The sequence below is a fragment of the Verrucomicrobiota bacterium JB022 genome (assembly GCA_030673845.1).
Lineage (GTDB): Bacteria > Verrucomicrobiota > Verrucomicrobiia > Opitutales > Oceanipulchritudinaceae > WOUP01.
The window spans coordinates 24,334-50,796 of record JAUTCQ010000001.1 but is presented as its reverse complement, the minus strand read 5'-3'; the positions used below and the strand labels follow the sequence as shown (position 1 = coordinate 50,796).

Annotated in this window: 19 protein-coding genes; 10 read left to right on the top strand and 9 right to left on the bottom strand. The window is 62.6% G+C overall.

From position 1 onward, the window contains the following. Nucleotides 1-30: 30 nt before the first annotated feature. Together Q7P63_00220 and Q7P63_00215 are read right to left on the bottom strand one after the other, a co-directional pair. Nucleotides 31-3,555, bottom strand: coding sequence for a TonB-dependent receptor plug domain-containing protein (locus Q7P63_00220; protein MDP0498501.1), 3,525 nt, complete (start codon nucleotides 3,553-3,555; stop codon nucleotides 31-33). A gap of 286 nt (nucleotides 3,556-3,841) precedes the next feature. Then, a complete protein-coding gene (locus tag Q7P63_00215; protein ID MDP0498500.1) occupies nucleotides 3,842-4,909 on the bottom strand; it encodes a LacI family DNA-binding transcriptional regulator in 1,068 nt (355 codons plus the stop codon). A gap of 224 nt (nucleotides 4,910-5,133) precedes the next feature. On the opposite strand from Q7P63_00215, the gene Q7P63_00210 reads away from it, so the two are divergent. Continuing rightward, a complete protein-coding gene (locus Q7P63_00210) occupies nucleotides 5,134-6,912 on the top strand; it encodes a transporter (GenBank protein MDP0498499.1) in 1,779 nt (592 codons plus the stop codon). A 7-nt stretch (nucleotides 6,913-6,919) separates the two neighbouring features. Next, nucleotides 6,920-7,996 (top strand): class I mannose-6-phosphate isomerase, encoded by a 1,077-nt coding sequence (locus Q7P63_00205; GenBank protein ID MDP0498498.1) that lies wholly within the window; start codon nucleotides 6,920-6,922, stop codon nucleotides 7,994-7,996. Between the two features lie 133 nt (nucleotides 7,997-8,129). On the opposite strand, the gene Q7P63_00200 is transcribed toward Q7P63_00205, so the two are convergent. After that, the gene (locus tag Q7P63_00200; GenBank protein ID MDP0498497.1) at nucleotides 8,130-8,654 is read right to left on the bottom strand and encodes a gluconokinase; all 525 of its coding nucleotides are present in this window, start codon (nucleotides 8,652-8,654) and stop codon (nucleotides 8,130-8,132) included. Continuing rightward, nucleotides 8,644-9,408 carry an SDR family oxidoreductase gene (locus tag Q7P63_00195; GenBank protein ID MDP0498496.1) on the bottom strand — a complete coding sequence of 255 codons (765 nt, stop codon included), beginning with the start codon at nucleotides 9,406-9,408 and terminating at the stop codon, nucleotides 8,644-8,646. The genes Q7P63_00200 and Q7P63_00195 overlap by 11 nt, the downstream gene beginning before the upstream one ends. A 133-nt stretch (nucleotides 9,409-9,541) precedes the next feature. Between Q7P63_00195 and Q7P63_00190 the strand changes: the two genes are divergently transcribed. From Q7P63_00190 to Q7P63_00180, 3 genes are read left to right on the top strand one after another with little or no spacing between them, the layout of a single operon-like run. Continuing rightward, on the top strand, nucleotides 9,542-13,507 hold the full coding sequence (locus Q7P63_00190) for a chondroitinase-B domain-containing protein (protein ID MDP0498495.1): 3,966 nt from the start codon (nucleotides 9,542-9,544) through the stop codon (nucleotides 13,505-13,507). 6 nt (nucleotides 13,508-13,513) lie between these two features. Beyond that, nucleotides 13,514-14,335, top strand: a complete 822-nt coding sequence (locus Q7P63_00185; protein MDP0498494.1) for a TIM barrel protein — start codon at nucleotides 13,514-13,516, stop codon at nucleotides 14,333-14,335. Nucleotides 14,336-14,372: 37 nt separating this feature from the next. Beyond that, the gene (locus tag Q7P63_00180) at nucleotides 14,373-15,266 is read left to right on the top strand and encodes a PEP-CTERM sorting domain-containing protein (protein ID MDP0498493.1); all 894 of its coding nucleotides are present in this window, start codon (nucleotides 14,373-14,375) and stop codon (nucleotides 15,264-15,266) included. A 210-nt stretch (nucleotides 15,267-15,476) separates the two neighbouring features. Here the strand turns inward: Q7P63_00180 and Q7P63_00175 are convergent, their stop codons facing one another. The 3 genes from Q7P63_00175 to Q7P63_00165 all read right to left on the bottom strand — a co-directional run bounded on the left by Q7P63_00175 (nucleotide 15,477) and on the right by Q7P63_00165 (nucleotide 17,540). Beyond that, entirely contained in the window at nucleotides 15,477-16,223 is a 747-nt protein-coding gene (locus Q7P63_00175) for a thioredoxin family protein (protein ID MDP0498492.1), read from the bottom strand. Between the two features lie 211 nt (nucleotides 16,224-16,434). After that, nucleotides 16,435-16,689, bottom strand: a complete 255-nt coding sequence (locus Q7P63_00170) for a HigA family addiction module antitoxin (GenBank protein MDP0498491.1) — start codon at nucleotides 16,687-16,689, stop codon at nucleotides 16,435-16,437. A gap of 143 nt (nucleotides 16,690-16,832) precedes the next feature. Beyond that, entirely contained in the window at nucleotides 16,833-17,540 is a 708-nt protein-coding gene (locus tag Q7P63_00165) for an SDR family oxidoreductase (GenBank protein MDP0498490.1), read from the bottom strand. Nucleotides 17,541-17,666: 126 nt separating this feature from the next. On the opposite strand from Q7P63_00165, the gene Q7P63_00160 reads away from it, so the two are divergent. Next, complete coding sequence (locus Q7P63_00160) at nucleotides 17,667-18,668, top strand: aldo/keto reductase (GenBank protein MDP0498489.1); 1,002 nt, start codon at nucleotides 17,667-17,669, stop codon at nucleotides 18,666-18,668. Between the two features lie 6 nt (nucleotides 18,669-18,674). On the opposite strand, the gene Q7P63_00155 is transcribed toward Q7P63_00160, so the two are convergent. Then, nucleotides 18,675-19,202 carry a hypothetical protein gene (locus tag Q7P63_00155; protein ID MDP0498488.1) on the bottom strand — a complete coding sequence of 176 codons (528 nt, stop codon included), beginning with the start codon at nucleotides 19,200-19,202 and terminating at the stop codon, nucleotides 18,675-18,677. 275 nt (nucleotides 19,203-19,477) lie between these two features. Here Q7P63_00155 and dgt point away from each other — a divergent pair, with 275 nt between their 5' ends. After that, nucleotides 19,478-20,776 carry a dNTP triphosphohydrolase gene (gene dgt, locus Q7P63_00150; GenBank protein ID MDP0498487.1) on the top strand — a complete coding sequence of 433 codons (1,299 nt, stop codon included), beginning with the start codon at nucleotides 19,478-19,480 and terminating at the stop codon, nucleotides 20,774-20,776. Between the two features lie 164 nt (nucleotides 20,777-20,940). Here dgt and Q7P63_00145 read toward each other — a convergent pair whose 3' ends face one another. Beyond that, nucleotides 20,941-23,799, bottom strand: coding sequence for a response regulator (locus tag Q7P63_00145; protein MDP0498486.1), 2,859 nt, complete (start codon nucleotides 23,797-23,799; stop codon nucleotides 20,941-20,943). Between the two features lie 199 nt (nucleotides 23,800-23,998). Between Q7P63_00145 and queA the strand changes: the two genes are divergently transcribed. The 3 genes from queA to Q7P63_00130 are packed head-to-tail and all read left to right on the top strand — an operon-like array spanning nucleotide 23,999 to nucleotide 26,413. Continuing rightward, on the top strand, nucleotides 23,999-25,069 hold the full coding sequence (queA, locus tag Q7P63_00140) for a tRNA preQ1(34) S-adenosylmethionine ribosyltransferase-isomerase QueA (GenBank protein ID MDP0498485.1): 1,071 nt from the start codon (nucleotides 23,999-24,001) through the stop codon (nucleotides 25,067-25,069). A 3-nt stretch (nucleotides 25,070-25,072) separates the two neighbouring features. Beyond that, nucleotides 25,073-25,579: an RNA polymerase sigma factor gene (locus tag Q7P63_00135; protein MDP0498484.1), complete on the top strand. Its 507-nt coding sequence runs from the start codon at nucleotides 25,073-25,075 to the stop codon at nucleotides 25,577-25,579. 45 nt (nucleotides 25,580-25,624) lie between these two features. After that, nucleotides 25,625-26,413 (top strand): hypothetical protein, encoded by a 789-nt coding sequence (locus tag Q7P63_00130; GenBank protein ID MDP0498483.1) that lies wholly within the window; start codon nucleotides 25,625-25,627, stop codon nucleotides 26,411-26,413. Nucleotides 26,414-26,463 lie beyond the last annotated feature (50 nt).

The window sequence follows — 26,463 nt, the reverse complement described above, 5'->3', positions numbered from 1 at the left end:
TCTTTGTGGAGGATGTTTGGGTGGTAGTGATCAGAAACTGACGGACGCCGTGAGGCGGAAAGTCCGCGGAGCGTAATACTGCTCGTAGCGCTTGTTGACTTCGCCGCGGCCCGTCAGGTCGTCGATATAGCGCACCTGGGCGGAGTCATACGTGTCGTCGAGCAGGTTGAAGACGTTGAGGCGCAGGTTCCATTTGGTGTCGTTCCAGGTGAAACCGTAGTAGACGCCCATTTCGAATTCCCAGCGCTCCGGGGCTTCGGGCGTGGCAAAGCGGTTGGCGCCTAGCGAGTTGCCGCCGATGGGGATGGAAGTTTGCGCCGGGCCGTTCCACTTGGCACCAAAGCCGATGCCGAGGCGCTGCAGAGGACCTTCGGTAAAGGTGTATTTGGTCCAGAGGCGCGCGGTATCTTCGGATTGGAAAAAGAGGCTCAGCCCGTCGATGCCGCCAGTGGCCTCACTCGGGCGCAGCGGGTTGCTCTGGCTGATCTCGTTGCCATTCTGGTCGAGGAACTGGTCGGGCACGCCATCGCCATCGGTGTCGTTGGAGGTGATGCCGAAAGCTTCGCGTCCGAAGATGCGCACGATCTGGTCGTACTCCGTGCCTGCATAGGAGATGCCGGTCGTCAGGTCCGTAAAGTCAGACATGTTGAAGGCACCCTGGGCTTCGCGCTCGGTGTGGGCGAAGTTGAAGACGATCTCCCAGTTGTCGAGCGGAGTGTAGATCAGGGACAGGTCCCAACCGGTAGCCTCGTCCTCGAACGTCACGTTGGCACCGGTCGAGCGGGAGGCGGAGGGGTTGTTACCAGCAGTGTTGTTGTTGCTGGTACCAGCCGGTGTGCGCACATAGCGGATCGGGTCGAAGGAGCCTGGGATGTCCGACGAGTATTGGGTGGCGTTGAAGGCGCGCTCCATGATGGGTCGGAGGCCGCCCGCATCGAGATCGTCGTATTTGAAGAAGTAGACGGTCCGCCGGTCGGAAGCGCTGCCGCCGCTCTGGTCCTCGATCCGGTAGAGGCCGGTCGCAGGCAGAAATTCGCGCGGGTTATCGGGATTCTGGTAAACGTAGGGGGTCGAAGCCGGTACCCCGCTGACGTCAGGGCGGGTGTTGCTCAGCAGTCGGACGCCGTCTTGCATCCAGGTAATACGCTCGCGGTCTTCTTCCGTGATGAAGAAGGAGTCGACCCCGTAATTCAGCACATAGTCATCATTGGGCGTGGGATCGAACTCGGTGCCGCTATTGCCGCCAAAGCCCGGCGGGCGCAGCTCATCGGGTACGCCCTCCCAGCGGTTGGGAGCCGGGGCGTGGGTAAAGTACCAGATGGCGTTCTCACGCTTGATGTTGTAGACCGCGAGGCTGCCGGTGAGCTTGTTTTCCAGGATCTCCCACTTGATGCCGATTTCGCGCGATTCGGTGCTTTCGGCCGGGATGGTCTTGCTGTTGCCGTCGATCAGGCCCGTGTTGGGCGCGATGCCTTCGGAGTAGAGGGCATACACGGTCAGGCCGGTCAACAGGCGGTAGTTGGCGGCAAAAGTTTTGGTCGTTTCCTCGACGTCCTCGTCGAAGCTGTCGATGTAGGAACCGAGGCCGTAGGTCTTGTTGGTCGGATTGTCGATGTAGCGAAAGCCTGCTTCGCTCCAGCGGCCGGTGGCCAATTGCTCGCGCGTCACGTAGTCTGAGCCTTCCGGGGGGTTGCCGGCGCCGTCCCAGATCGGCACGCGGGCATATTGGGCGGTCTTGGCGTTGTAGATGTCGTGGCGGACCCCGGCGATCAGGCCCACGCGGTCGTCAAAGAAGCGACCGTGGTAGATACCGTAAAAGCCGTGGAAAAAGATCTCGGTGTTGTTGTAGGAGTCGCCCGCCAAGGCCACCTGTTCGCCGTTGTAGCGGAGCACCGAATAGTCGTCGGGTGCGAAGAAGTGGAGCGCGTCATTGGCCGGGTCTTCAGGATTCCAGGCAATGAAAGCCTCTTCGTTGCCTTCTACGTAGTCGACCTTGTCCTTGATGTAGTGGTAGCCGAGGAGGAAGGTGTGGCGAGCCTCGGTATCAAAGAGGAACGGCGTGTCGAAATCATAAACCGTGCGGGCGCGCCATTGAAACGACTCGGAATGCGTCGGCTCGTAAGTCCAGTAGTAGGCACCCAGCTTCAGGTCGTCGTAGTTCGAGGAAAGGTTGCGATTGGTCCGGTTGCCAGCGGCGGGGTTGAGGCGGCTGTAAACCAGATCGGAGACACCGGGCACATCGCGGTCAAGGATCTGGTTGATGTTGATGCTCGAAATCTGGTTGTTCTCGATCCGCGCATCGACCGTGAATTCCTCGGTATCCGTCTCGGTATAGTAGGTGCCGACGGAGAAGGTGAAGCCCTCGAAGGGCGTCAGCGTCACGTCGAGCAGGTAATTCATCTCCTCACGCTCGGCCCAGGTGTCGGGCCCAGTGAGGCGGGTGCTGGAGTCAAGACCGCCGCCCTGGATGCCGCGCGCATTCTGGTCGAGGGTGCTGTGCAGCGGATTGCCGCTGGAGTAGTCGATCGGGGCCAGCTCGCCGATCGTGCCGGTCTCGCGGGCGTAGTTGTGTTGCTCGTCGTAGTAGTTGCGCCAGAGGTCGTCGTTGGAGTCGCTCAGGTCGTCGTAGATCCATTGGCTGCCGATGCCCTCCTGCCGGGTTTTGCCGTACTGGACTTCGCCAAAGACGGTCAGCTTGTTCTTCCAGCGGTATTCCAGCTGGCCGGCGAGGTATTCGTCTTCGTCCTGACGCCAGTCCGTCCAAGTTGCGTTGCTCTGGTAGGCGCCGAGGATGCGGTAGGCCAGCGAGTGGTCGTCGTTCTGGAAGATCGGGCCGGTAACGTCGCCCGTGGTGCGGAAGTAGTCGTAGGAGCCCACGCCGAGGGAAAACTCGTAGGCTTCCTCCAGCATCGGGCGCTTGGGGATGACGTTGACGATACCCGAGAGCACCCCTACCCCGTAGAGCAGCGAGTTCGGGCCCTTGACCACTTCCATCCGCTCGATGTTGACGGAGTCGAGCAGGCCGCCTAACGCGGTGGCGTCGCCACCCGGGTCGATCACGAGGCCGCCGGAGCGGAAGCCGTAGCGATTCTGGAAAGGAACGTCGAAGCCGCGAATGTTGACGATGTTGGCAAAGCGGGCGCCGCGAGCACTGGCCGAGGCCGAGCGCTCCGAAGAGGACGAGCTACGGTTGGCGTTGGGGCCGCTGGTGCCGCGGGAGGCCTCGCGGCTGTCGGTAAAGACGCCGGAGGAATAGGCGAGCGCAGAGTCGAAATCGGTGGCGCCGGTATCGTTGATAAAGTCGGCGGTGATCGGCTGGATGCTCATCGGCAGGTCTTGCAGCCGCGTGTTCAGGCTGGTGCCCGAGACACTGGTCGCGGCGCGGTAGCCGTCGTCATCCGTGGATTGGATCACAAAGGGGGACAGCTCGAAGACCTCGGTTTCGTCGGCCTCATCTTGGGCCCAGGTGGTCGCGGGCAGAAGGCTGGCGGCCACCCATCCGGTTGTGGCCAAAAGCCGAAGCTGTCGCAGGGAGGGGACAACACGAATGTTCATGTAGAGTAGTGAGCGGGGGTTGGGGGAACTCGGAAGGGCCCTTTCGTCACGGGGGTAGTGAAAGCCCTTCTAGCAGGAAGCTGCTAATATTTATTGGAAACCGCACGCGCCAGTCAATGATAATTAGCAGGAAATCTTTGGGACGATGAAATCAGCAGGGCAATGGCAGCAAAACACGCCGTGAAGCGGCGGAAACAGGGGATACGCAGTCTTTACCTGCCTTCCCGGGGGTGCGGGATGCAGGAAAACAGACGCAGGGGTGGAGTAGAAGAACTAAAAGTAATTATCAGGCGCGGGCGCGCAGGCCCACTGGCGCCCCCGTCGTCTCGCGCACCGTCAATTCGGCCGGCAGCACGAGGTCGGTATAGGCATGGGCGCTGTCTTCGTCCTGCGCCGATTCGAGGAGGATGCGAGCGACTTCGCGGCCCAGATCTTCCGGGCGGGCGGCGGCACCGGTGATACCGGGGATCTCCTCTTCCATCACGCGCGTGCGGTCGAAGGCGGCCACGCTGACCTCGGCCCCGAGGCGGATCTGCGCCTGGAAGAGCCGATTGACTGCGCCGCGTGCCATGAGCCCGTTCTGGAACACCCATGCGGTGGGGACTTGGGAGGGCTCGCGAGCGAGGACTTTTTCCGCCGCCTGATAGCCGAAGCGGCGCTCCGCCTCGTCTTCGAGCAACAGATTCTCAGGCTTGAGGTTGATCCCACGCGCGCGCAGGGCTGAAAGGAGGGCCTCGTACCGCTCCAAGTGCCGCCCGGGCGTAGCGCGGGAGGAAAAGAAAGCGAATTCGCGGTGCCCCAGGTTATACAGGTGGCCGACCAACAGGTCTGCCGCCTGGCGCTCGTTGGAATTGACGCTGTGGCAGATGCCGGGGGCGCGGGCGCTGACCATCGCAATGGGGCGCTTCAACTGGCAGATGAGATCGAGGAACTCCGGCTGCACCTGCCCCATCACCGCAATACCTTGCAGGTAGCGGGCGAAGCCTTCTAACGATGGCGGATTATCGGTGGAGAAATCGCTCTCGGAGCCGAGGAACGTCATCTTCAGCCCCTTGTCGCTGAGATACTCGTGCATCCCCTGCGTCACGTGACTGAAGAAGTTGCTCTTCGTGGCCATACGGATGGGGCTGCGCAACACGTAACCCATCGTAAACGGTTGGGGCTGAACTTCTCCCAGCGGTTTGATCTTCATCCCGCGCGGGGAGTATCCGTGCTCCATCGCAAAGGCCCAGATGCGATCATACGTCGCTTTGGCCACTTCGCTCGTGCGCCCATTTAGGGCCATGGAAACCAGGGTTTGCGAGACGCCAAGCTGCTGGGCGATCTCGGTCTGACTGATGCGCTTCTTCGACATCCTTTATTCTCCAAGAAAGACACGTTGTGATTAAAATCGCAACACAAGTTTATTAGATCATTAGTTTTTACCCGATAGACCCTGAATCAGCGGCCTGAAGGGGAAACGAGACGATTTTTTCCAACCGGGTTCCGATTTTCATTGATTGTGGATCGCCCAATCCAATAAAAATTAGTCGACATTGGTTCAAGCCCAAATTCCCCGCTCCTTACCCCCACCCCACCATGAGAATCAGCCCCTACGACTTGTTCGTGGTCATCTTCTACTTTGGGTTCCTGGCCTCCATCGGCCTGCTGACCCGCAAATTCGTGTCCGACACCAGCGACTACTTTCGCGGCGGCGGACAGATGCTGTGGTGGATGACTGGCGCCACCGCCTTCATGACCCAATTCAGCGCCTGGAGCTTCACGGGCGCGGCGAGCCACGCCTACAGCAACGGCCCGATCATCCTCACGATCTTTTTCGCCAACGCGCTCGGCTTCTTCATCAACTACGCGTATTTCGCGCCGAAATTCCGCCAGCTGCGGGTGATCACCCCGATTCAGGCCGTGCGGCAACGCCTGGGCCGGGCCAACGAGCAGTTCTTTACCTGGATCTTTCTCCCCACCAACATCGCTTACGCCGGCATCTGGCTCAACGGCCTCGCCGTGTTTCTCGCGACGGTGTTCGGCTTCGACCTGCAAACGACGATCATCGTCACCGGGTTGATCGTGCTGTTCAACTCCACCATCGGCGGCGCGTGGGCCGTGGTGTCGTCGGACTTCATGCAGACGCTGATTCTGATGATGATCGCCGTCACCACCGCGATTTTTTCGCTGGCCAAGATCGGCGGCCCGGTCGAGCTGTTTGAGCAGTTCCCGGCCGAAAACATCTTCCTCGGCAACGACGTGAACTACCCCCTGCTGATCATCAGCTGGATGGTGCTGATCTTCGTGAAGCAGTTCGCCTCGACCAACAACATCATGGAGGCCTCGCGCTATCTGAATGCCAAGGATTCCAAGAACGCACGCTACGCCGGCCTGATGGCGTCGATGCTTTTTGTCTTCGGGCCCATCCTGTGGTTCATCCCGCCGATGGTTTGCGCCGTCTATTACCCGGACCTTTCGACCGTGTTCCCGCAGCTCGGCGCGCGTGCATCGGAAGCGTCTTATGTCAAGATGGCCATCGACACCCTCCCGGCGGGCATGATCGGCCTGCTGATCGCGGGCATGTTTGCCGCCACCATCTCCTCGATGGACAGCGGCCTCAACCGCAACGCCGGCATCTTTGTGAAGAATTTCTACCTTGCCGTGGTCCGCCCCGCCGCTTCGGAAAAGGAGCAGATGCTCGTCAGCAAGAGCGTCACCGTCATTCTCGGCCTGTGCGTAATCGGTGCCGGCCTGTTTTTCAGCAGCCTGAAGACGCTCGGCCTGTTCGACATCATGCTGCAGTTTGGGTCGCTCGTGGCGATGCCGGTGACGATCCCGCTGATCATGATGATGGTCGTGCGCAAGACGCCCGACTGGTCGGGCTGGTCGACCGTGGTGCTGGGCCTCACCATCAGCTACTTCGCCCGCGACCACTTCAACGCCACCTTCTGGGACACCACCTTCAGCCTCGGCCTCTCGCAGCGCGAGATCAACGACCTCGATGCCATGCAGGGCATCCTCCTGAGCAGCACCATCCTGCCCACCTGGTTCCTCTTCACCAAACTCTTCTACCGCGAGCCTAAGGGTGCGCGCGCCGATGAGACCCGCATGTATTGGGACAACATCAATACGCCCGTGCTGGAGACCGAGCACAAGGTGAGCCTCGATGGCCGGCAGGGCAAAACGCTGGGCACGCTCGCGGGCGGCTACGGGCTCTTCGTGGCACTGCTCTTCCTCATCCCCAACCCCATCGGCGGGCGGATCACGTTTATCCTCTGCGGCGGCTTCATGATGGGCCTCGGCTACCTGCTCTACTGGGGCTACAACAAGGAAGCCATCAAGGCGCGCCGCGCCGCCCGCGCCAACCGAGCCTGAGCCTGTCATGGACCTTCTGCCACTCCTCCCCAACCGCGTCTGGCGCACCTACCCGGGCGGTCGCGAACTCGACCGCCTGGAAGGCAAGCCTGTTCCCCGCGACGACCACTGGCCGGAAGACTGGCTGGCCTCCACCACCCGCGCCATCAATCCCCACCCCACCCGGGACGACGAGGGGCTGGCGCAGGTAGAGCTGGCCGGCGAGCGGCGCTACTTCCGCGACCTGCTGCAGGCCCACGCGCAAGACTGGCTGGGCGCGGCTCATGTGGCCCGCCACGGTCCGGAGCCGCGCGTGCTGGTCAAGCTGCTCGATGCCGCCGTGCGCCTGCACTTCCAGGCGCACCCAACGGCGGCCTTTGCCCAGCAGCACGGGCTCGGCCCGTCGGGCAAGGCAGAGGCCTACCACATCCTATCCATCCGCCCGGAAGTGGCGGAGCCGTATATCTACCTCGGCTTCCAGCATCCGCCCACCCGGGCGGAGCTGAAACGCATGATCGAGCAACAGGACCTGGCCGCGCTGGAGGCGTGCTTTGAGCGTATACCCGTGCAACCGGGCGACACCTTCTTCATCCCCGGCGGCTTCCCACACGCGATCGGCGAAGGCATCATGATGGTCGAGATCATGGAGCCCTCCGACCTCGCGGTACGCTTCGAGTTCGAGAAGGCGGGCTACGTCTTGCCCGAATCGGCCCGCTTCATGGGTCGCGGGCTCGACTTCTGCCTCGACGTCTTCAACTACGATGCGGTTTCGGTCGAGACGATGCGCCAGCTCTATGCCTTTCGCCCGCACGAAGTGCGCAAGTGGGAAGGTTCGGGCAAGCACTACCACCTGATCGGGCCAGAAACGACCCCCTGCTTCCGTGTCGACCTCAGTGTGTTCGACGGCCCTTCCCGACGACCGGTCGACCAAGCCTTTATCGGCATCGTTACCGGCGGGCGCGGCACGATTCAGGCCGGCCGCAGGGAATGGACCGTCGAGCCTTTCGACCGGTTCTTCGTGCCGGCCAGCAGCGGCGGGCTGGACATCCGCCCCGTCGGATCAGAGCCGCTGAAGCTGCTGGAATGCCTCCCGCCTGAGGCCTGATCTTCAGCCACGGATGAAACACGGATTGTACGGATAAATAAGAACCCGCACCTGTAAGAGGAGCGGGTTTTTCTTTTGAATTCTCTATCTGTGCAAATCCGTGTTCATCCGTGGCCTGAATTTTGGCTAATGTTCACCCCACGTGTTGCGGGAGCTGGCGCATGATGTCCTCCACAATTTCCTCCGGCGTGCCGGCGATGGAGACATTGAGGGCGTCTTCGGGTTTTTCGAGCGTGGCGAGCTGGCTCGTCAGCAGGCGGGCGGGCATGAAGTGCCCTTGGCGGCTGGTCATGCGCTCCAGCAGCAAGTCATACGTCCCCGTGAGCATGACGACCGCCTTATGGCGTAGGCCATCGAGCAAGACTTCGCGGTAGCGCTGCTTGAGCGCGCTGCAGGCGAGGCAGACGATCTCCTCCTCCGCTTCGCGGCGCTGCAGCTCTTCATGCAAGGTACGCAGCCACGGCCAACGGTCTTCGTCGGTCAAGGCCACGCCATCGCGCATCTTGTCGATGTTGTTTTGCGGGTGGAAGTCGTCGGCATCCAGGTAACAGCCGCCCAGGCGCTCGGCGAGCAGGCGGGCAATGGTGCTTTTACCGGAACCGGAGACCCCCATCACGAGCAAGGTCAGGGGCGTCGGGCAAGGTGCGTCAACAGGCATACACACCACCATTGATGTCAATCGTCGCTCCCGCAATAAAACCGTCGAATTCGCTGGCGAGGAAGCAGACCGCCCGCGCCACGTCTTCGGGCTTGCCGCCGCGCCCCAGCGGGATGCCCGCGATGGTGGCACGGGCCGATTCCTCCGTCGTGTGGGTGTTGTGGAAACTCGTGCCGAGGATCAGGCCCGGCGCGACGGCGTTGACCCGGATGCCCTCCGGCCCCAGCTCCTGGGCAAGCGCGCGGGTGTAGGTAAGGATCGCGCCCTTCATTGTCGAGTAGGCCAACGAGCCGGGATGCCCGCCCTTGCGGCCTGCCAACGAGGCGAGGTTGACGATGCTCGCGCCGTCCTGGGCTTCCCGCAGGGCCGGGAGAGCCGCTTGTGTGATCCAGTTCATCGACGACACGTTGAGGTCGAACGAGTCTTGCCAAAAGTCCGGGTCGAGCTCGTTCAGGCGACGGCGGCCAATGAGCGAACCCGCGTTGTTGATCAGGATGTCGAGGCCGCCCAGCGCGTCCACCGCCTGTTCGACGCACGCCGACGCCTGGTCGCGCTGGCGCAAATCGGCCTGAAGGCCGCAGACTTTGGCGTTTTCGCGCGAGCAGACGCTGCGCAGCGCGGCCGTATCGACTGCGCTGGAAAAATAATGGACCGCCACGTCGCAGCCTTCGGCGAGCAGTTGGCGCGTGATGGCGAGGCCGATGCCTTGTCCGCCCGCCGTGACGAGCGCTTTTTTGCCAGCAAGTTTTCCCATGGTAATATCAGTCAGGTAGTTTGGAGGAGATGCAAGAGGGGTTGCGAAAATGTCTTATATTTATTAGTTGACCGACGGGCAAGAATTTTTGATTATCAGGGCACAGCTCCCTTACCCAACCCCGAGATTCCCCATGACTCTGATGCGCTTTACTACGCTTTGCGGGTCGCTCGGCTGTCTGTTGGCTGCTTCCGCCAGCGCCGTACCCTCCGCCCTGTGGACGGACTATGTCGACGCCCGCGCCAACGGCACCGAGCCCACGCTGCCCGATTTTTCTTATGCCGGCTACCACCGCAGCCAGGCCCCTTTGCCTACCGTCAGCGGCCCGATCTTTGACGTAACGGCCTACGGTGCGGTGCCAGACGACAACCGCAGCGACCGCGACGCCATCCAGGCGGCGATTGTGGCGGCGGAAAACGCGGGCGGCGGCGTCGTTTACTTTCCCAGCGGCCGCTTTCATCTCAACACGCTGAGCGAGGTCGGCTCGCCCATCCGCATCCGTCGGAGCAATATCGTGCTGCGCGGCGCGGGCGTGTGGGAAGACCCCACCGAGCTCTACATGGAGGCCCCCTTCGAGCCGGAGAATCCCGACCAGATGTATTCGACGCCGGAGATGTTCCTCGTGCAGCCCAGCGGCAGCACCTCCAGCTCCACCCTGGCGACGATCAACGCCCCGGCCGAGCGCGAGAGCTTTAGCGTGGAGGTGGTGAACCCGGCTGCTTTGCAAGTCGGCCAGTGGGTCTGCCTCTACCTGCGCGACCCTGATGCCGCCGCGCCTTTTCTCGCCCCCAAGGAACTGGAACCCGAGTGGACCCAGTTGACCGATGAGGGCTTGAAGGTTGAAGAAAAGCACCAGATCGTGGCGATCGACGGCAATGTCGTGACCTTCGCCGAGCCGATCCACATGGAGATCGACCCGACCTACGACTGGAGCCTGCGCACCTACCCGCACATTGAGGAGGTTGGGTTCGAGAATATCGTCTTCCGCGGCAACTGGGTCAGCGACTTCGTGCACCACCGCAGCGCCCGCGACGACAGTGCCTGGAGCGCGCTGCAGATCAACAACGTCGTCAACGGCTGGATCACGCGCTGCCGTTTCATCAACTGGAACGAGGCGGTGAACCTGCACGACACGAGCTTCTTCACCCTCGCCCTGACCCGGATCGAGGGCAACGGCGGGCACTTCGGCATCCACACGCGGCGCGGCAATGGCATTCTTGCGACCTACGGAGCCGACACTGCCAACCAGTGGCACGGCCCGTCGGTCGGCTACCAGAGCGCGGGCGCCGTTTTCCACCGCTACACCTACGGCAGCAATTCGTCGTTCGACGCCCATGGCTCGGGCCCCTACGCGACCCTGCTCGACGCCAACGAAGGCGGGCTGCTGCGCGGGCGCACCGGAGGCACGCAGGCCGGACAGCCCAATCACCTGCGCTGGCTCACGCTCTGGAACTTTGAGCAGACCAACAACGCGCAGTCCAATTACTATTTCTGGGACGAGAACAACGCCAACACGCGCGACCGCTTCCTCTTCCCGATCATCGCGGGCTTCCACGGCGCGGCCACTACTTTTGAGACCGACGACCTGCAGGTGCTCGAATCGCTGGGCACGCCCGTCGAGCCGGAATCGCTCTTCGAGGCCCAACTGACCGACCGTCAAGGCAGCGTGCCTTCTTTCATGAGCACCTGGGCCGCCGAATGGACCCAGTGGGAGGCCCAGCCCGCCGAAACTGTCGTGCGCATCTCCAACCAGTCCCAACTGGAAGACGGGCTGGAACAGGCGACCCCCGGCACGACGATCGTCATCGCCGACGGCGTCTACGTGAACCAGAACTGGTCGTTTGACGGCAAGGACAGCGCCAACGGCACGGGAGGCACCGCCACCCACCCCATCCGCCTGCGCGCCGAGACGCCGGGTGGGGTCGCCTTCATCGGCCAATCTTCCCTGGAGATCGACGGCGCCTACATGGAGGTCGAGGGCCTGCTCTTTACCAAGGGCACGGCCAACGGCGCGGTCGTATCGTTTGCCAGCGGCAGCCGCCATTGCGCGTTTCGCAACTCCGCCATCGTCGATTACAACCCCGATAGTAGCTCGACCGATTACGACTGGATCTCCGTGCGCGGCCAGTTCAACGCGATCACGGATAATCAGCTGAGCGGCATGACCCATAAGGGCGTGCAACTGGTCGTGATCCTCGACGAGAGCCTGGAGCCCAACGGCACCCATATCGCCCGCAACTACTTCGCCGACCGCGCTCCAGGCACCGGTAACGGCTACGAAACGATCCGCATTGGCACCAGCGACCGCTCGATGCTCAACGCCAATGCGCTGGTGGAGCACAACCTGTTTCACCACACCGACGGCGAGATCGAAACGATTTCCAACAAATCGGTCGGTAACGTCTACCGCGGCAACACCTTCCTCGAATCGGCTGGCCAACTGACCCTGCGCCACGGCTCGGCCTGCACTGTCGACGGCAACTTCTTCATCGGCAACGGTTACAACGACTCTGGCGGCGTGCGCGTAGTCGGGCCCGACCATGTGGTGATCAACAACTACTTCAGCGGCCTCAGCAGCTCGTCGGAGTTGCGCGGCGCCATCGTGCTGATGAACGGCGTGCCCAATTCGCCGCTCAACCGCTACCTGCAAGCCGAAAACGTCACCATCGCCCATAACACGGTCGTCAACAGCGCCCGGGGCATCGTGATCGGCACCACTTCCAGCGAGGGCGACACGACCCTGCCGCCGCAGAACAACACGATCGTCAACAACGTCGTCGCCGGCTCCAACAACCCGTATGTGGAGGTGACGGCCCCCATCGGCCACACCTACGCCGCCAACGTTTCCTCGACCAACGTACCGAACCTGCCCAGCGGCTTCACCTTCGCGAACCCGATGTTTGCCGAGGCCGCCGATGGCCTGCAACGCCCCCAGCCGGGCAGCGCGTTGATCGACGCCGCCGTGGACTCCGTTGCCGCTGCCACACTCGATATGGACGGCCAAACCCGCCCCGCCACCGGCCGCGACATCGGAGCCGACGAGGTGCTGCCGGGCGCAATCAAGCAAGGCCCGCTGGAGCCGGGCGACGTGGGTCCGAGCTGGCAAATCGTGATCCCGGACGACCCCGGCGGCGTGGGCGACGAGGGCTTCAACGAGCCCTTCAGCTACAACGACGGCCCGCTCAACGGCAACGGGCGCTGGATCGAAGCCGTCACCACGGCCACGCGCGACAGCGAATCGAGCGACGCCATGGTGGTGAGCGAGTTGGCCTTGAAGCTCTACAACAACCCCGCAGCCATGCCGGGCACCGTGGTGGCCCAGATCTTCGAAGACGAGAGCGTCACCGCCGGGCACCAGTTTCTCAGCTTTTATTTCACGGTAAACGCCCTGCCGACCGACGGCGCGGCGGCTGGCTACCTCATCGGTTTCAGCGACTCCACTGGGGCGAAAAACCGCGCCCGCCTCTGGCTGCACCAGCAAGATGCAGACTCCGGCACCTACCGGCTCGGCGTGACGGCCAAGAGCGGCTCGTCCTTCCAGCTAGCAGACTACCCGGAGGCGCTCGAGGTCGGCCAGACCTATCAGGTGTTGATCGAGCACGAGTATAACAGTAGCGAGTCGATCTCCACGCTGTATGTCGACCCGGTGACGCTCGACGACCCGCATGCGACCAACAGCTCGACCGGCGACAGCGGCCTGAGCAGCGTCTTTATCCACCAGAGTGCCGCCGCTATCGCAGAGGTCACGATCGACCACTTGCAGGTGCAGAACAACTTCGAGGCTGCTCTCGCCCCCCTGCGCGACCGCATCGGTGGCACCGGCATCCGCGGCTACCCCATGTGGTTCACTTCCCCCGCCCTCGGCACCTATTACCGTGTGGCGAGCGGCCACCTCTGGTATCCGCAACTGGGCTGGCTCTGGCCCGTCCCTTCCGAAAGCGGAGACAGCCTGTATATTTACGATTTCGAAACCTCTGAATGGTGGTGGACCTCCGGCGAAGTCACGCCCTGGTTTTACCGTTTCGGAGACGAGGCCGGTTGGGTCTTCGTCTTCGAAAACAGCACGGCAGACAACCGCCGCATCTACGTCGACCAATAACACATCATGTCTTTTTCCCTCAACTGGTGCATTTCCACCCTCGGCTGTCCCGAGGCCACGCTTGAAGACGCCGCGCAACTGGCCGAGCGCCACGGCATCCGCAACCTGGAGTTGCGCACGCTGGAAGACCGCGTCGACCTGCCCGCCTACTTCGCCGAACGCTTTGGCTCGGCACAGGCGGTGACGGCGGTGGCCCAGCGACACGGCTGCCGCATCGTCGCGCTCGACCCCTCCGCCAAGCTGGTGGGGCTGACGCAGGCACACCGCGAAGAGCTTGCGGCCATTGCGCCCTGGGCCGATCAACTGGGTGTGCGCTACCTGCGCGTGTTCGACGGCGGAGCCCCGGCGCCGGAGCTGAGCGACGAAGACCTCGCTGCGGCCCGCGATGCCCTGGACTGGTGGCGCGCCCAGCAACAGCAGCACGGCTGGAAGGTCGAGCTGATGCTGGAGACGCACGATTGCCTGTGCTCGCTGGCAGCGATCGAGCGCCTGCAGGCCGCCCTGCCCCACCCCGCCAACATCCTCTGGGATGCTCACCACACCTGGCGCAAGCAGCGCGAAGACCCGCTGCGCATGTGGCCGCGCATCAAAGACCAGGTGGTGCACATCCACTTCAAGGACAGCATCGGCAAGCCCTCCGCGCGCCACCCCTTTACCTACGTGCACCTCGGCGAGGGCGAGTTCCCGCTGCAGCCCTTCCTTGAAATGCTGGAGCGCGACCGTTTTGCCGGGCCGGTGAGCCTCGAATGGGAAAAGAAGTGGCACCCCTACCTGCCCGACCTCGACGCCGCCCTCACCGTCTTCGACGCCATGCGCGCCCCCGCCTGATCTTCCCCCAACACAACAGCAGTACCTCACACTCCTCATGACAAAATACTCCCTCCTCCTGTTAGCGTCTCTCCCCGTCGGGCTCTTCGGCTCGACGATCTTCGACGACAGCTTCTCCGACGGCCTTGCCGCCGCCACCGGGCCCAGCGATACGAACTGGTACAAGAGCACCAGCAGCCAGTCGTACGAAGAGGCTACCGGCTACCTCGGGCTCGTCTCCGGCAGCTCCGGGCGTGGCATCCATACCGTCTTCGGCAGCCAGTCGCTCAACGTCGGGGACTCCCTTCGCGCCTCGTTTACCTTCAATACGCCCGACACCGTCGGCACCGACCGCACGGGCTCCTTTCGCTTCGGCTTCTTCAACTCCAATGGCATGAGCGCAGCGCAGGATTACACCTCGTCGACTGACGCCGCCTGGGATCCCGTCCGGGGCTATATGGCCGCCATGGACGTCAACGTGCTTGACGGCTCCGACACCGGAATCTTCAAGCGCCAGGACCCCTCCGGCACGGGGGCAAATAACCGCCTGCTCGGCACCACCAGCTTTTACGACACCCTCGGCACAGGCGGCAGCGACTTTTCGATGGTCGACAACGCTACCTATACCGGCACGTTTTCGATCACGCGGCTCGACGCCACCACGCTCCAGTTCACGGCGGTCCTGAGCATTCTGGGCGGCGGCGAAATCACCTCCTTCAGCGTAGAAGACGATGCGGCCACCACGATGGCCTTCGATATGTTCGGCCTGCACGTCAATTCCGCCACCTTCGGCACCAGCAACGCGGCGGGCGAAGCCGATAACGGTCTCGACTTTACCAACGTGATGGTGACCTACGTGCCGGGTGCCGTCGTGCCCGAGCCTTCCACCTATGCCGCACTGACCGCACTCGTAGCGCTGGGCTTCGTCGCCTGTCGCCGCCGTCGGGCCTAGCCTCCCCTTCCCTTTCCTCAACGGAAGCGCACCATCCCCACACCCGAAGGATGTGCAGCAAGCGAATCGTTTGGGGGAATGTGGCCTGCTGCGCGCGGGTGTGGGGACCGGTGCGGCTATCTTGAGTTTAGTAGCCAACAGACCGAGACCACAGATACAGACAGGAACAGCCTCGCCACCCCGGCGGGGCTGTTCTGTTTCCGACGGCGCTCAGTGACCGCAGCCGCAGGGCGTGGGCGCTGCTTCGTAACGGTCGTGGTGGCGCACCCAGGTGCTCAGGTCTCCCTCCTCGTTGCGGCCCAGCGGCATCATATCGAGGATGCCATAGGTGCTCATCACCGTCTCGCCACCTCGGCTGTAGGACGAATAGGTGTGGTAGACGGTGCCGTCGGCGTCGCGGTAAAAAGCGCTGCTGCCGGGCAATTCTTCGCAATCGACCTCCCGCTCCTCAAAGTTGTAGAACGCCTTGCCGCTCGCCAGTTGCTCCGGCGTAAAGGAGGCCTGAAAGTCGAAATTGAAGTCGCTGGAGGCGGAGGAAACCCATGGGAAGTGCCAGCCCATCCGGCGCTTGAAAGCCTGGATCTTATCCAAAGGCGCGCGCGAGACTGCCACCAGCGTCACATCGTGGTAATTGAGGTGCGGCAGCGCACCGTCGAAGTGGTCGGCCATGAATGAGCAGCCCACGCAGCCCTGCTCCCATTCCGGACCAAACATGAAGTGGTAGAGATACAACTGGCTGCGTCCGGCAAACAGTTCGGACAAGCGGCGCGGGCCTTCCGGGGAGTCGAAGAGGTAGTCCTTTTCCAGGCGCACCCAAGGCAGGCGCAGGCGCTCGGCGTTAAGGGCGTCCTTCTGTTGCATGAAAGCCTTTTCCTGCTGGAGTAAGGCGCGGCGGGTTTCCAACCAGGCGGCGCGGTCCACCACCGGGTGAGGAGCGTTCGAAGTCGAAACGGTCATAGCGGATAGGTTTGAGGTGAGCGGGCACGAAGCTCTTTCGCTCCGGCCCTACCTCATGACGCACGAACCCGCCGCAAAAGGACAACGCAGCTCAAGAAGGTTTTTTTTAGCCGCAGATGAACGCGGATTTACGCGGATAAAAGTGTATGCTCATCCAACCTCGGATTCTACTCCCTGCCCAGCGGGACGACTTCCCGCTCGATCTCAGGCCCTAGGGTAGCACGAGCCCCTGTCGCAGGTCGAATTCCTGTTGTAGGCCCAACCAGAACTCAGCTGAGTTGCCGAAAAAACGTGCGAGGCGTAGTGCCGTATCGGGGGTCACCGCGCGGCGCCCCTTGATGATGGCGGTCACACGGCTGTGCGGGAGCCCCGTCGCCACCGCAAGACGATATTGTGTCAAATCCAGCTCTTCGAGGAATTCGGTGCGCAGAATCTCACCGGGATGGGGAAAGTGTAATTCGGTCATGGTAGCCTCCTCACCTAGCATGAACGTAAAGTATCACTTTACAAAGATAAGTTTTTCAGCCACTGATGAACGCAGATTTACGCGGATAAGAATCCAATTTCATCCGTGCCTGTCCGTGTTTCATCCGTGGCTAAAGCCCTCCCCTACCAGGCGATGATCTGACGGTCGCGGAGGAAGCGGCCGGTGAGGTCGGTGGGGGCTTCGAGGGCGAGCCAGACGGCCGTGTCGGCGCCTTGGGAGACGTCGCGTTCGGCGTTTTCCCCGCCCATGTCGGTGCGGACCCAGCCGGGGCACATGGAGTTGACCACCACCGCGCCGTCCAGCTCGGCCGCGAGGATACGGGTGACGGCGTTGAGGGCCGCCTTGGAAATGCGGTAGGCCGGATGCCCTGCGCCCATCGACGAGATGGCGCCGAGCCCGCTGGAGAGGTTGACGATGCGCCCGGGCGAGGCCTTGCGCAGGAGGGGCATAAGGGCCTGCGAAAGCTCGAGCGGCGCGAGCGTGTTGGTCGCGAAGGTCTCGCGCACCACGTCGGTGCCCACGTCGAGGCCGGAGTTGTCTTCATCGTCCATGATCCCGGCATTGTTGATCAGCACGTCTAGGCGACCGTATTGGCCCTGCAGGTGGTCGCGCAGGTCGGCGATGCTCTGGCTGTCGGTCACGTCGAGCACGTGAAACGAGGCGCGGTCGCTCTTCAGCTCGCGCAGGGCTTTTTCGCCGGCTTCGGGGCGGCGAGCGGTGAGGATGACTTGGGCGCCGCGCTGGACGAGTTGGCGGCAGATTTCGAGGCCGATTCCGCGATTTCCGCCGGTGACAACGACGATTGGAGAGTCTGGGGAGGTTTTCGTCATGATGGGATGGTAAAATTCTAAACAAAGTGGGGCCTGGCGCAACCCACGAAACGCATCACCAGACCATCTAGTCTGATATTGTGGCAAAGGGCTCGTGTCTTTGCCCCCGTGGCTTATAGTAGCGGCATGGACTTCACCGATCTGGGCAATGCGCCCCTCCGCGTGTCCCGCCTTGGGCTGGGCTGCATGGGTATGAGCGAATTCTACGGCGAATATGCCACCGCAGCCGCCGAAAAAGAGTCGATCGCCGTCATCCAGCGCGCGGTCGACCTCGGGGTGACGTTTTTCGACACTGCCGACATGTATGGGCGGGGCGAAAACGAAAAGCTGCTCGGCAAGGCCCTGCACGACGGTCGACGCGAGCGCGTGGTCGTGGCCACGAAGTTTGGCATCACGCGGGGCGACAGCCCGTGGATCCGAGGCGTCAATGGCCGCCCGGAATACGTGAAGCAGGCCTGCGAGGCATCGCTGCAACGGCTGGGCCTCGACCATATCGACTTGTATTACCAGCACCGCAAAGACCCGGAGGTGCCCATTGAGGATACCATCGGTGCGATGAAGGAACTCGTGCAGGAGGGCAAGGTGATCGCCGTCGGCCTGAGCGAGGCCAGCCCGGAAACCCTCCGCCGCGCCCATGCCGTCCACCCGCTGGCGGCGCTGCAGACGGAATACTCCCTCTGGAGCCGCGACCCGGAGCGCGAGTTGATCCCAACCTGTCGCGAGCTGGGCATCACGTTTGTCGCCTACAGCCCGCTGGGCCGGGGCTTCCTCACAGGGGCCTTTGCTAAGCCGGAGGATATCCCCGAAGGCGATTACCGCCGCCTGCACCCGCGCTTCCAGGGCGAGAACTTTTACCAGAATCTGGAGCTGGTGAAACAGGTGGAGCACCTGGCGGAGCAGAAGGGCGTTGCGGCGTCCCAACTCGCACTGGCCTGGCTGCTCGCCCAAGGTCAAGACATCGTACCCATCCCCGGCACCAAGCGCCTGAAGTATCTGGAGCAAAACATTGCCGCGCTCGACGTCACCATCACCGACGAAGAAGTCGCCCGTCTCAACGCCATCCTCCCCCTCGACGCCACCGCCGGCACCCGCTACCCCGAAACGTCGATGAAAGAGCTGAACCGATAGAGGGGCTCAACTTTCGGGCAACACGATAGCACGCTTGGGTGGAGTCGGATAGAGACTAGTGGTTCTGTGGACCTCTTCAAACAAGCTGTCGGGAATAAGTTCGTAGAGCTTGGGGGCGACTAACGTCGTCACATGGATAACCGTGCCGCTCCGAAGCGTGATTGAAAGGTAGCCAAAATACTCCCAGAAGATGGCGATCCGATACACGGGCCGCCCCATCGTGAGCTTCAGTTCCAGAATGTCATCTTTATCAAAGGTCACGCGTTGTTGATTTTGCTCAACGTCGAAACGTCGGCTATCCTGATCCACGTATACAATCAGGTCTCTGCTGCTGATTTCGTATCGCAGATACAAAATCAGATGTAGAACAGTCTGCCCTCCCCATAGAGGCCCTAGAAACCACAAGGCTTCAAGCCAGTGGCCAAAGCGCCAATCAATATAGACGAGAGCCAGACTGTAGATGCAGCAGTAGACAAACGCCAGCTCCCACATCTTCAGGCGGTTCGCCAGGCATTTTTGGTAAACGCGAGCCATGCAGCAAGTTCGTAGCTGTCGACACGATCCGGGCAATGCCTTTCTTTAGCCGCGGATGAAACGCGGATTTTCGCGGATTCAGAATTCGAATGGGCCTTCTTTTGAAGCCGGAGAAAGGGGGAGATGGATTGCTGAAAATCATCCGCGTAAATCCGCGTTTCATCTGCGGCTTAAAAACTTATCCGTGCCAATCCGTGTTCATCCGTGGCCGGAAGAATTAAGCTCCCCATTTTCAGGCTTCCGCTGGAGTCGGTCTCTGGCTAAGGTGCGCGGTTGTGAGTGCTTCCGCCGTTGCCGCCAATCGTTTTTACGGAGAGTTTGACTTCGCCACCTTTGGCGACCGCCCGCAGAGGGGCCCGGATACGCGTCGCCCCTTCCAGGTGGACCGCGACCGCATCGTGTTTTCGACCCCATTTCGGCAGCTCCAGTCGAAGACGCAGGTCTTTCAGAGCGGCAAATACGACTTTTACCGCACGCGGCTGACGCACAGCATTGAGGTATCGCGGATCGCGCGCTCGATCGCGGAACACCTCAACGTGCAGAGCCCAGAGCTCGGGGCGGATTTCTTTATCGACCCGGACCTCGTCGAGGCAGTTGGGCTGGCGCACGACCTGGGGCACCCGCCCTTTGGCCACATCGGCGAGCGCACGCTCAACGACCTGATGCGCTCGCACGGGGGCTTTGAGGGCAACGCCCAGAGCCTGCGTATCCTCACCGATACTTTTTACACCAGCGGCAAGGAGCGCAAGGGCATGGCCCCCACCCGCGCCTTGCTCGACGGGGTGCTGAAATACCAACCGCTGCATGCCGAAGCCTGCATGCACGACGGCCACACGCCGGACAACCACTTCCTCTACGACGAGCAGGCAGAGACGCGGGCGTTTATCTGGGGGCGCACGCTGGGCGAAAAGGAGCCCCGCCCCGGCAAGTCCATCGAGTGCCAGATCATGGATTGGGCGGACGACGCGGCCTATTCGCTGCACGACATCGTCGACGGCATCCGTGCGCGCTTCATCACGCTGGAAAACCTGCACCGCTGGGGCGAGGCCAACGCGGCGACCTTGGGCGACCGCGAAAAGGAGCTGCTGGAACGTCTGCAGGAGCTGATCCAGAAGGAGCGTTACGAGCCGTATTTCGAATCGCGGCTGGGCCGGTTTATCCACGCCTGTCAGCTCGTCGAGGCCCCGGATTCGTTCCTGAAGGCCGAGACGGCGCGGCACCAGTTTGCGCTGGAGGTGGACGAAAAATACACCCGCGAATCGAAGCTCTACAAGCGGCTGGCGTTCGAGCTGATTTTCCAGAGCGCGCCCATCCAGCAGATCGAATTCAAGGGCGGCCGCGTGCTGACTCAGCTTTTCCAGGCCGTGGAGCGGCATTATCTGGAAGATGCGGGGCAGCGCACGTTGAAGATCCTGCCCGAGCCGATGCACTCGTGGGTGCTGCAACCGAAAGCCCCCAAGGCACGGCGTCGCCTGATCTGCGACTACCTCAGCGGCTTGACCGATGCCAGCGCCGTGCGGCTCTACAAGCGGCTTTACGACGCGGACTTCGGTTCGCTGGCGGATCTGGTGTAGAATTTTCTTTTAACCAGAAAAGGCAGAAAAAGGGGTCAGGAAAGCGGTAGATAGACGCCTCGACGCAGTTTTCTATTCGAGTTTGAGAATCTTCAGGAGAGGCGCGGAGCTTTCGCGGGCTCTGCGCTTTTGGTGATCAATCCAAGGCCTTTTGACGCTGTGCACTACTCGCCGCAGTCGTCGCCGGCGGTGGTATTGGCACGGAGTTGGTTGTGCTGGGAGTAGCGTTCGAGCACGGCGGCGAGGCTTTCCACGCGGACGGGCTTGGTGATGAAGTCGTCCATGCCGGCTTCGAGGCAGTCCTGCTGGTCTTTGGAAGAGGCGGCGGCCGTCATGGCAATGATCATCGGCTGGCGCTCGAGCGGCAGCTCGGCCCGAATGCGGCGAGTGGCTTCGATGCCGTCCATCTCCGGCATGTGCAAATCCATCAGCACGAGGTCGTAAGACTGTTCTCGCAGCTTCTCGACGGCTTCGACGCCGTTGTTGGCCACATCGCTGGTCAGCCCCATGCGCTGGAGGATGAGGGAGGCCACGCGCTGGTTCATCTGGTTGTCTTCGACCAGGAGCACATGCAGGCCACGGATCGCGCTGCCCAAATCCTTGAGGCTACGGCTTTCGAAGGGCAGGTCGCGCTTGTAGCCCGAGGCAGCCTTGACGAGTGCCGTCATCAGCTCGTCACGCTTGGTGGGCTTCATCAGCATCTCGTTGATGCCCAGCTCGGTCGCGCGGCGGCGGATGATCGCCTCCGACATCGAGCTGAGGAGGATGATGGGCATGGCGCGCAGGCTGGAGATCTGGCGCAGGCGCTCGGCCAGCTCGATGCCATCCATCCCGGGCATGTGGTAGTCGAGCACCGCGATGTCGGGCAGCTCTTCGCGGCTGAGGAGGTTGAGCGCCTGGCGGCCGTCTTCGGCCTCGATCACGGGCATGCGCAGTTGCTCGGCCTGGACGCGGAGGATGCGGCGGTTGCTGTCGTTGTCGTCGACGATCAGCAGGCGCTTGCCGGCGCAGATCGCGGTGTCGATCGAGGGCAGGTCGCGCTGGTGGTCGAGCAGGCAGAAGACGGTGAAATAAAAGGTGGAGCCGTCGCCTGGGTGGCTGCGCACCCACATGTCGCCATTCATCAGGGTCGCGAGGCGGCGGCTAATGACGAGGCCGAGGCCCGACCCGCCGAAGCGGCGCGTGTGGGAGCTGTCGGCCTGCGAAAAGGGCTTGAAGAGGCGCTCCATGCGGTCTTGCGCGATGCCGATCCCAGTGTCGCGCACGGACCACTTGAGCATGACGCCTTCGGCGGTGACGCTCTCGGTCTCCACCTCGACCATGATCTCGCCCTGCTCGGTAAACTTGAGGGCGTTGCCGACGAGGTTGATCAGGATCTGGCGCAGGCGACCGGGGTCGCCGATGAGGAACTGCGGCACATCGGGGTGGCGGTAGTGGAGCAGCTCGAGGTCTTTCTCCGCCGCGCTGCCCGCAAAGATCTCCATCACCTCCTCCAGCGTTTCCTGCAGGTCAAACGACACGCGCTCGACTTCGAGCATGCCCGACTCGATCTTGGAGAAGTCAAGGATGTCGTTGAGCACGCTGAGCAGGCTGTTGCTGCTGCTCATGATCGAGCGCAGGTAGTTGCGCTGCTCCACCGTCAAATCGGTATCGCCGAGGATGGTCGACATGCCGATCACTGCGTTGAGCGGCGTGCGGATCTCGTGGCTCATGTTGGCGAGGAATTCGCTCTTGGCGTTGTTCGCGCGCTCGGCCTCCTGCGTGGCGAGGCGGCTTTTGGCCAGCGCGGCAGTCAGCTCTTCGTTGAGGCGGCGCATGGCGTCTTCCTGCCGGCGACGCGTCACGATCTGCCAGATGAGCAGGGTGACGAGAATGCTGAGGGTGCCGATGATGACGGCGGCGCTGATCAGCCAGAGGTTGCGGCTGCGCAAATCGGCCTCTGCCTGGGCGATCTGGGCCTGCTGCTGGGCCAGCTTGGTCTCGCGCAGGGCCTCGCGGTGCTCGTCGACCACGTTCTGGTAGTCCGCCCGGATGGCCGAAAACTGGCGCTCGCTCTGGTCTTGCAGGTTGGCGATGCGCGATTCGGCGTATTGGCGGTAGTGGTCGAGCGCGTTGCTGGCGTTGCCGAGCGATTCGTAAGTGTCGGCCAGCAGGCGGTGCGCTCCATAGATAACGGTGCTCTGGTCCTGCGCCCGGGCGAGGTTGAGCGCGGCCTCGGCGTGGACGCGGGCGAGCGAAAAGTCACCTTGCGCAAAGTGGGCCCGGGCGCGTTCGAGATAGATGGAGGGGATCAGCTCGTTGGCGCCTGCGCTGCGTTCGAGGCGGCTGGCGGCGGCATACATCTCCAGCGCCTGCCCATACTGGTTGAGCATGAAGTAGAGGCGGCCCAGCTCGTAATGGATCTGGGCCGAGAGGCGCTTTTCTTCCGTACTTTTGAGCAGCGTAATCGCCTGTTGGTAGGCTTCCTGCGCCTCCGTCATGCTGGCGACTTCGCGGGCGTAGGTGGCGGCCTGGGCGAGGATGCGGGCTTCGAGCACCGGGTCTGCCTCGTCGCGCGCGGCTTCCATGGCCTTGCGCAGCTCGTCCTCCATCGTCTCGCGGTCGCCCAGGCTGCGGGAGAGCTGGGCCAGCTCCATGCGCAGGTGGGCTTCCACCACATGATTCTCACGCAGGCGGGCCAGCTCGGCCGCCTCGGAAAAAGCGTTCAGCGCCAGCTCGATATCCTGCTGACGGGCGAGCAGCTTTCCGCGCAGCCGCAGGGCAGCCAGGCGCACATCGCCCGTCAACCCGCGCTGTTGCAGGCCTTCCTCCAGGGTCAGGAGGGCGGCAGCCGGGTCTCGGACCGACTGGATGCGGGCCTGCTCCAGCCAGGTGGGCATCTCGACTCCACTCTCGACCGCAGGCGCGACGGCTTCCGGCTCGGGCAGGAAGGTCTCGGTCACCAGGCTCTCCCCCCGCAGGGGTTGGCTGATGCACAGCGCTGCCAAGAGCAGTCGATACCGGTATCCTGTTCGCAGATCCATGTGGGGAAGTTGGGCGGTCAAGGAGCTGATCCACGCGCGCAGAGACGATCTAAGGTAGTGCCTTTGGGCAGGTCGAACGAAAAAACGGCGTGGGGCGTTAGCAAAGCGGGTAATTCAACAAATGCGAAGCCATTCTCATCGCTCCTGCTTAGCAAGAGGCTTGCCATCGCAGCGGCTCCGCCACGATACTCCCGCCGCGTTGGACACCTCCCTTTTCGATTATGAACTACCGCCGGAGGCTATTGCGCAGAGCCCGGCCCAGCAGCGCGATGCGTCGCGGCTGCTCGTGGTCGACCGTGCCCGGCGGACGCATGAGCATCGCTTCTTTTACGAACTCGCCGAGCTGTTGCCGGGCAAAACGCGCTTTTTCCGCAACAACGTCAGCGTGCTTCCGGCCCGTCTCCAGGCCCGGCGGCCCAGTGGCGGCGCGGTCGAGTGCCTGTTGTTGCGCCCTGCGGCCGAGGCCGGTGAGTGGTGGTGCCTGGTCAAGCCGGGCCGGCGACTGCCCATCGGCGCGACCTTCGGCTTGCCCGGGGCCTTCGAGGCCGAAGTCCGGGCCAAAGACGACGAGGGCCGCGCCCGGGTCCGCTTCGACCTGCAAGGTGCGGAATCGGTGGTAGACCTGGCGCACGCGATCGGCGAGCTGCCTCTGCCTCATTACATCGAGCGCCCGCAAGGCAACCGCCCGGAAGACCTCCAGCGCTACCAGACGGTGTTTGCCGACCCGACGCACCCCAACGCCGTGGCCGCCCCGACCGCAGGCCTGCACTTTACCCCCACCCTGCTCGACCAGTTGGCCGCCCAGGGGCACGCCTTCCACGACCTGCGCCTGGAGGTGGGCCTCGGCACCTTCCGCCCGGTGAAGACCGAGCGGATCGAAGACCACCCGATGCACAGCGAGGCCTATCACCTCTCGGCCGAGACCCGTGCGGCCCTGCATGCACAGGATGGCGCACGCAAGCTCGCGGTGGGCACGACAACCCTTCGCGCGATCGAAGACTACTTCCGCCAGCCCGCCAGCCGCAGCGGCGAGACGGGGCCCTACACCGGGGAGGCGAACATCTTCATCTATCCGCCCGCCCCGGCCTTCCACGTCGATGCGATGATCACCAACTTTCACCTGCCGCGCTCAACGCTGATGTGCCTCATCGCCGGCATCCTCACCCCGGGGTCGATGGACGGCATCGAGTGGCTGAAGGCGCTCTACCGCGACGCGCTGGAAATGAAGTATCGCTTTTACAGCTATGGTGACGCCATGCTGATCCTCTAAGCCATGCCCGCTGCCACCACATCGCCCGACTTCCGGCAACTGGTCGAGAATCACTACCAGAATCTCTTCCGCTTTGCCGTGAGCCTGACGCGCAATCAGGACGATGCCTCCGATCTCGTGCAGCAGACTTTCCTGCGCTGGGCGGAAAAGGGCCATACCTTGCGCGAGCTCGACAAGGTAAAGTCGTGGCTCTTCACCACCCTCTACCGCGAGTTTTTGCGCGTGCACCGCAAGAACAAGCAGACGACCGCGCTCGAGCCCGAGCTGCTGGAGCTGGAAACACCGCCCGAAGCCCCCCAAGTCGCCCGCCGCTACGATTCCAAAGCCGCAGTCGAAGCGCTCGAAGCGGTCGACGAAATTTACCGCGCGCCGCTCTCGCTCTTTTACCTGGAAGACCTGGCCTACAAGGAGATAGCCGACATCCTCGACATCCCGATGGGCACCGTCATGTCCCGCTTGTCGCGCGGTAAAGCTCAATTGAAGAAGATTTTGACCGAACGGGAGAAATAAGTAGCCGCCTAGCCGCTCCTACGAATGACCCTCTGGGAATAAGCCATGGATCAGGAAGACAGCCTCAACTGGAAGCATGTGTATCAGCCCGGCCGCGACGACAAAGCGCCCGAACTGGAGCCCCTGCGTGCACGCCTGACCCGCGACCCGGAACTGCAAGCCGAGGTCGAGGCCGAGCAGGCGTTTGACGATGCCATCGGCCAGGCGCTCCGCTCCTCCCCCGTCCCCGCCGGGCTGGCCGATTCGATCCTCGCCCAGCTGGAAGCCCGCGAGAAGCCCGCAGCGGCGCCAGCCAACGCCTACCCACCCCGCACGCCTTTCTGGTGGATCCACCCGGTGCTGCTCGGCGCGGCGGCCGCCGTCGTGATGTTCTTCGCGCTCGGCTACACCTTCTTTTTCCCGCCCAACCAGGGCCGGGAGCAGTTGCCGCCCGACGTCTACGCCCTCCTCGCCGCCGCCGAAGAGTATAGTGAGCCGGGCGATACGCGCGTGATCGACAACAATTACGAGCGCCTCGTCTCCTTCCTCCAGGCCCACCACAGCCCCACCCCTGCCGCCTTGCCGGGCGAGCTGGACAAAAAGTCGAGCGTGGCCTGCGAAAGCTTCAAGATCAAAGGCGTCGGCACCGGCCTCGTCTGCTTCAAGAAAGACGAAGACCTCTACCACCTCTTTACCATGAACCGAGCCGACATGCCTTGGCTCGAAGACCTGCCGCAGCCTCGCCTGGCCAAGATCAACGACCATTGCTGCGTCATCTGGACCACGCCCGACCAGGTCTACATCATGACGACCAAGGCGCCGGAGAAAAATGTGAGAAAGATACTTTCCATTTAATCGAATCCGGCTATAAATATCTTGGTATGAAGACAAAATTAACGTCTCTC

Excerpts from the sequence above, each read along its gene's own strand:
- Q7P63_00220 (MDP0498501.1), bottom strand. The coding sequence starts at position 3,555 with ATGAACATTCGTGTTGTCCCCTCCCTGCGACAGCTTCGGCTTTTGGCC.
- Q7P63_00215 (MDP0498500.1), bottom strand. The coding sequence starts at position 4,909 with ATGTCGAAGAAGCGCATCAGTCAGACCGAGATCGCCCAGCAGCTTGGC.
- Q7P63_00210 (MDP0498499.1), top strand. The coding sequence starts at position 5,134 with ATGAGAATCAGCCCCTACGACTTGTTCGTGGTCATCTTCTACTTTGGG.
- Q7P63_00205 (MDP0498498.1), top strand. The coding sequence starts at position 6,920 with ATGGACCTTCTGCCACTCCTCCCCAACCGCGTCTGGCGCACCTACCCG.
- Q7P63_00200 (MDP0498497.1), bottom strand. The coding sequence starts at position 8,654 with ATGCCTGTTGACGCACCTTGCCCGACGCCCCTGACCTTGCTCGTGATG.
- Q7P63_00195 (MDP0498496.1), bottom strand. The coding sequence starts at position 9,408 with ATGGGAAAACTTGCTGGCAAAAAAGCGCTCGTCACGGCGGGCGGACAA.
- Q7P63_00190 (MDP0498495.1), top strand. The coding sequence starts at position 9,542 with ATGACTCTGATGCGCTTTACTACGCTTTGCGGGTCGCTCGGCTGTCTG.
- Q7P63_00185 (MDP0498494.1), top strand. The coding sequence starts at position 13,514 with ATGTCTTTTTCCCTCAACTGGTGCATTTCCACCCTCGGCTGTCCCGAG.
- Q7P63_00180 (MDP0498493.1), top strand. The coding sequence starts at position 14,373 with ATGACAAAATACTCCCTCCTCCTGTTAGCGTCTCTCCCCGTCGGGCTC.
- Q7P63_00175 (MDP0498492.1), bottom strand. The coding sequence starts at position 16,223 with ATGACCGTTTCGACTTCGAACGCTCCTCACCCGGTGGTGGACCGCGCC.
- Q7P63_00170 (MDP0498491.1), bottom strand. The coding sequence starts at position 16,689 with ATGACCGAATTACACTTTCCCCATCCCGGTGAGATTCTGCGCACCGAA.
- Q7P63_00165 (MDP0498490.1), bottom strand. The coding sequence starts at position 17,540 with ATGACGAAAACCTCCCCAGACTCTCCAATCGTCGTTGTCACCGGCGGA.
- Q7P63_00160 (MDP0498489.1), top strand. The coding sequence starts at position 17,667 with ATGGACTTCACCGATCTGGGCAATGCGCCCCTCCGCGTGTCCCGCCTT.
- Q7P63_00155 (MDP0498488.1), bottom strand. The coding sequence starts at position 19,202 with ATGGCTCGCGTTTACCAAAAATGCCTGGCGAACCGCCTGAAGATGTGG.
- Q7P63_00145 (MDP0498486.1), bottom strand. The coding sequence starts at position 23,799 with ATGGATCTGCGAACAGGATACCGGTATCGACTGCTCTTGGCAGCGCTG.
- Q7P63_00135 (MDP0498484.1), top strand. The coding sequence starts at position 25,073 with ATGCCCGCTGCCACCACATCGCCCGACTTCCGGCAACTGGTCGAGAAT.
- Q7P63_00130 (MDP0498483.1), top strand. The coding sequence starts at position 25,625 with ATGGATCAGGAAGACAGCCTCAACTGGAAGCATGTGTATCAGCCCGGC.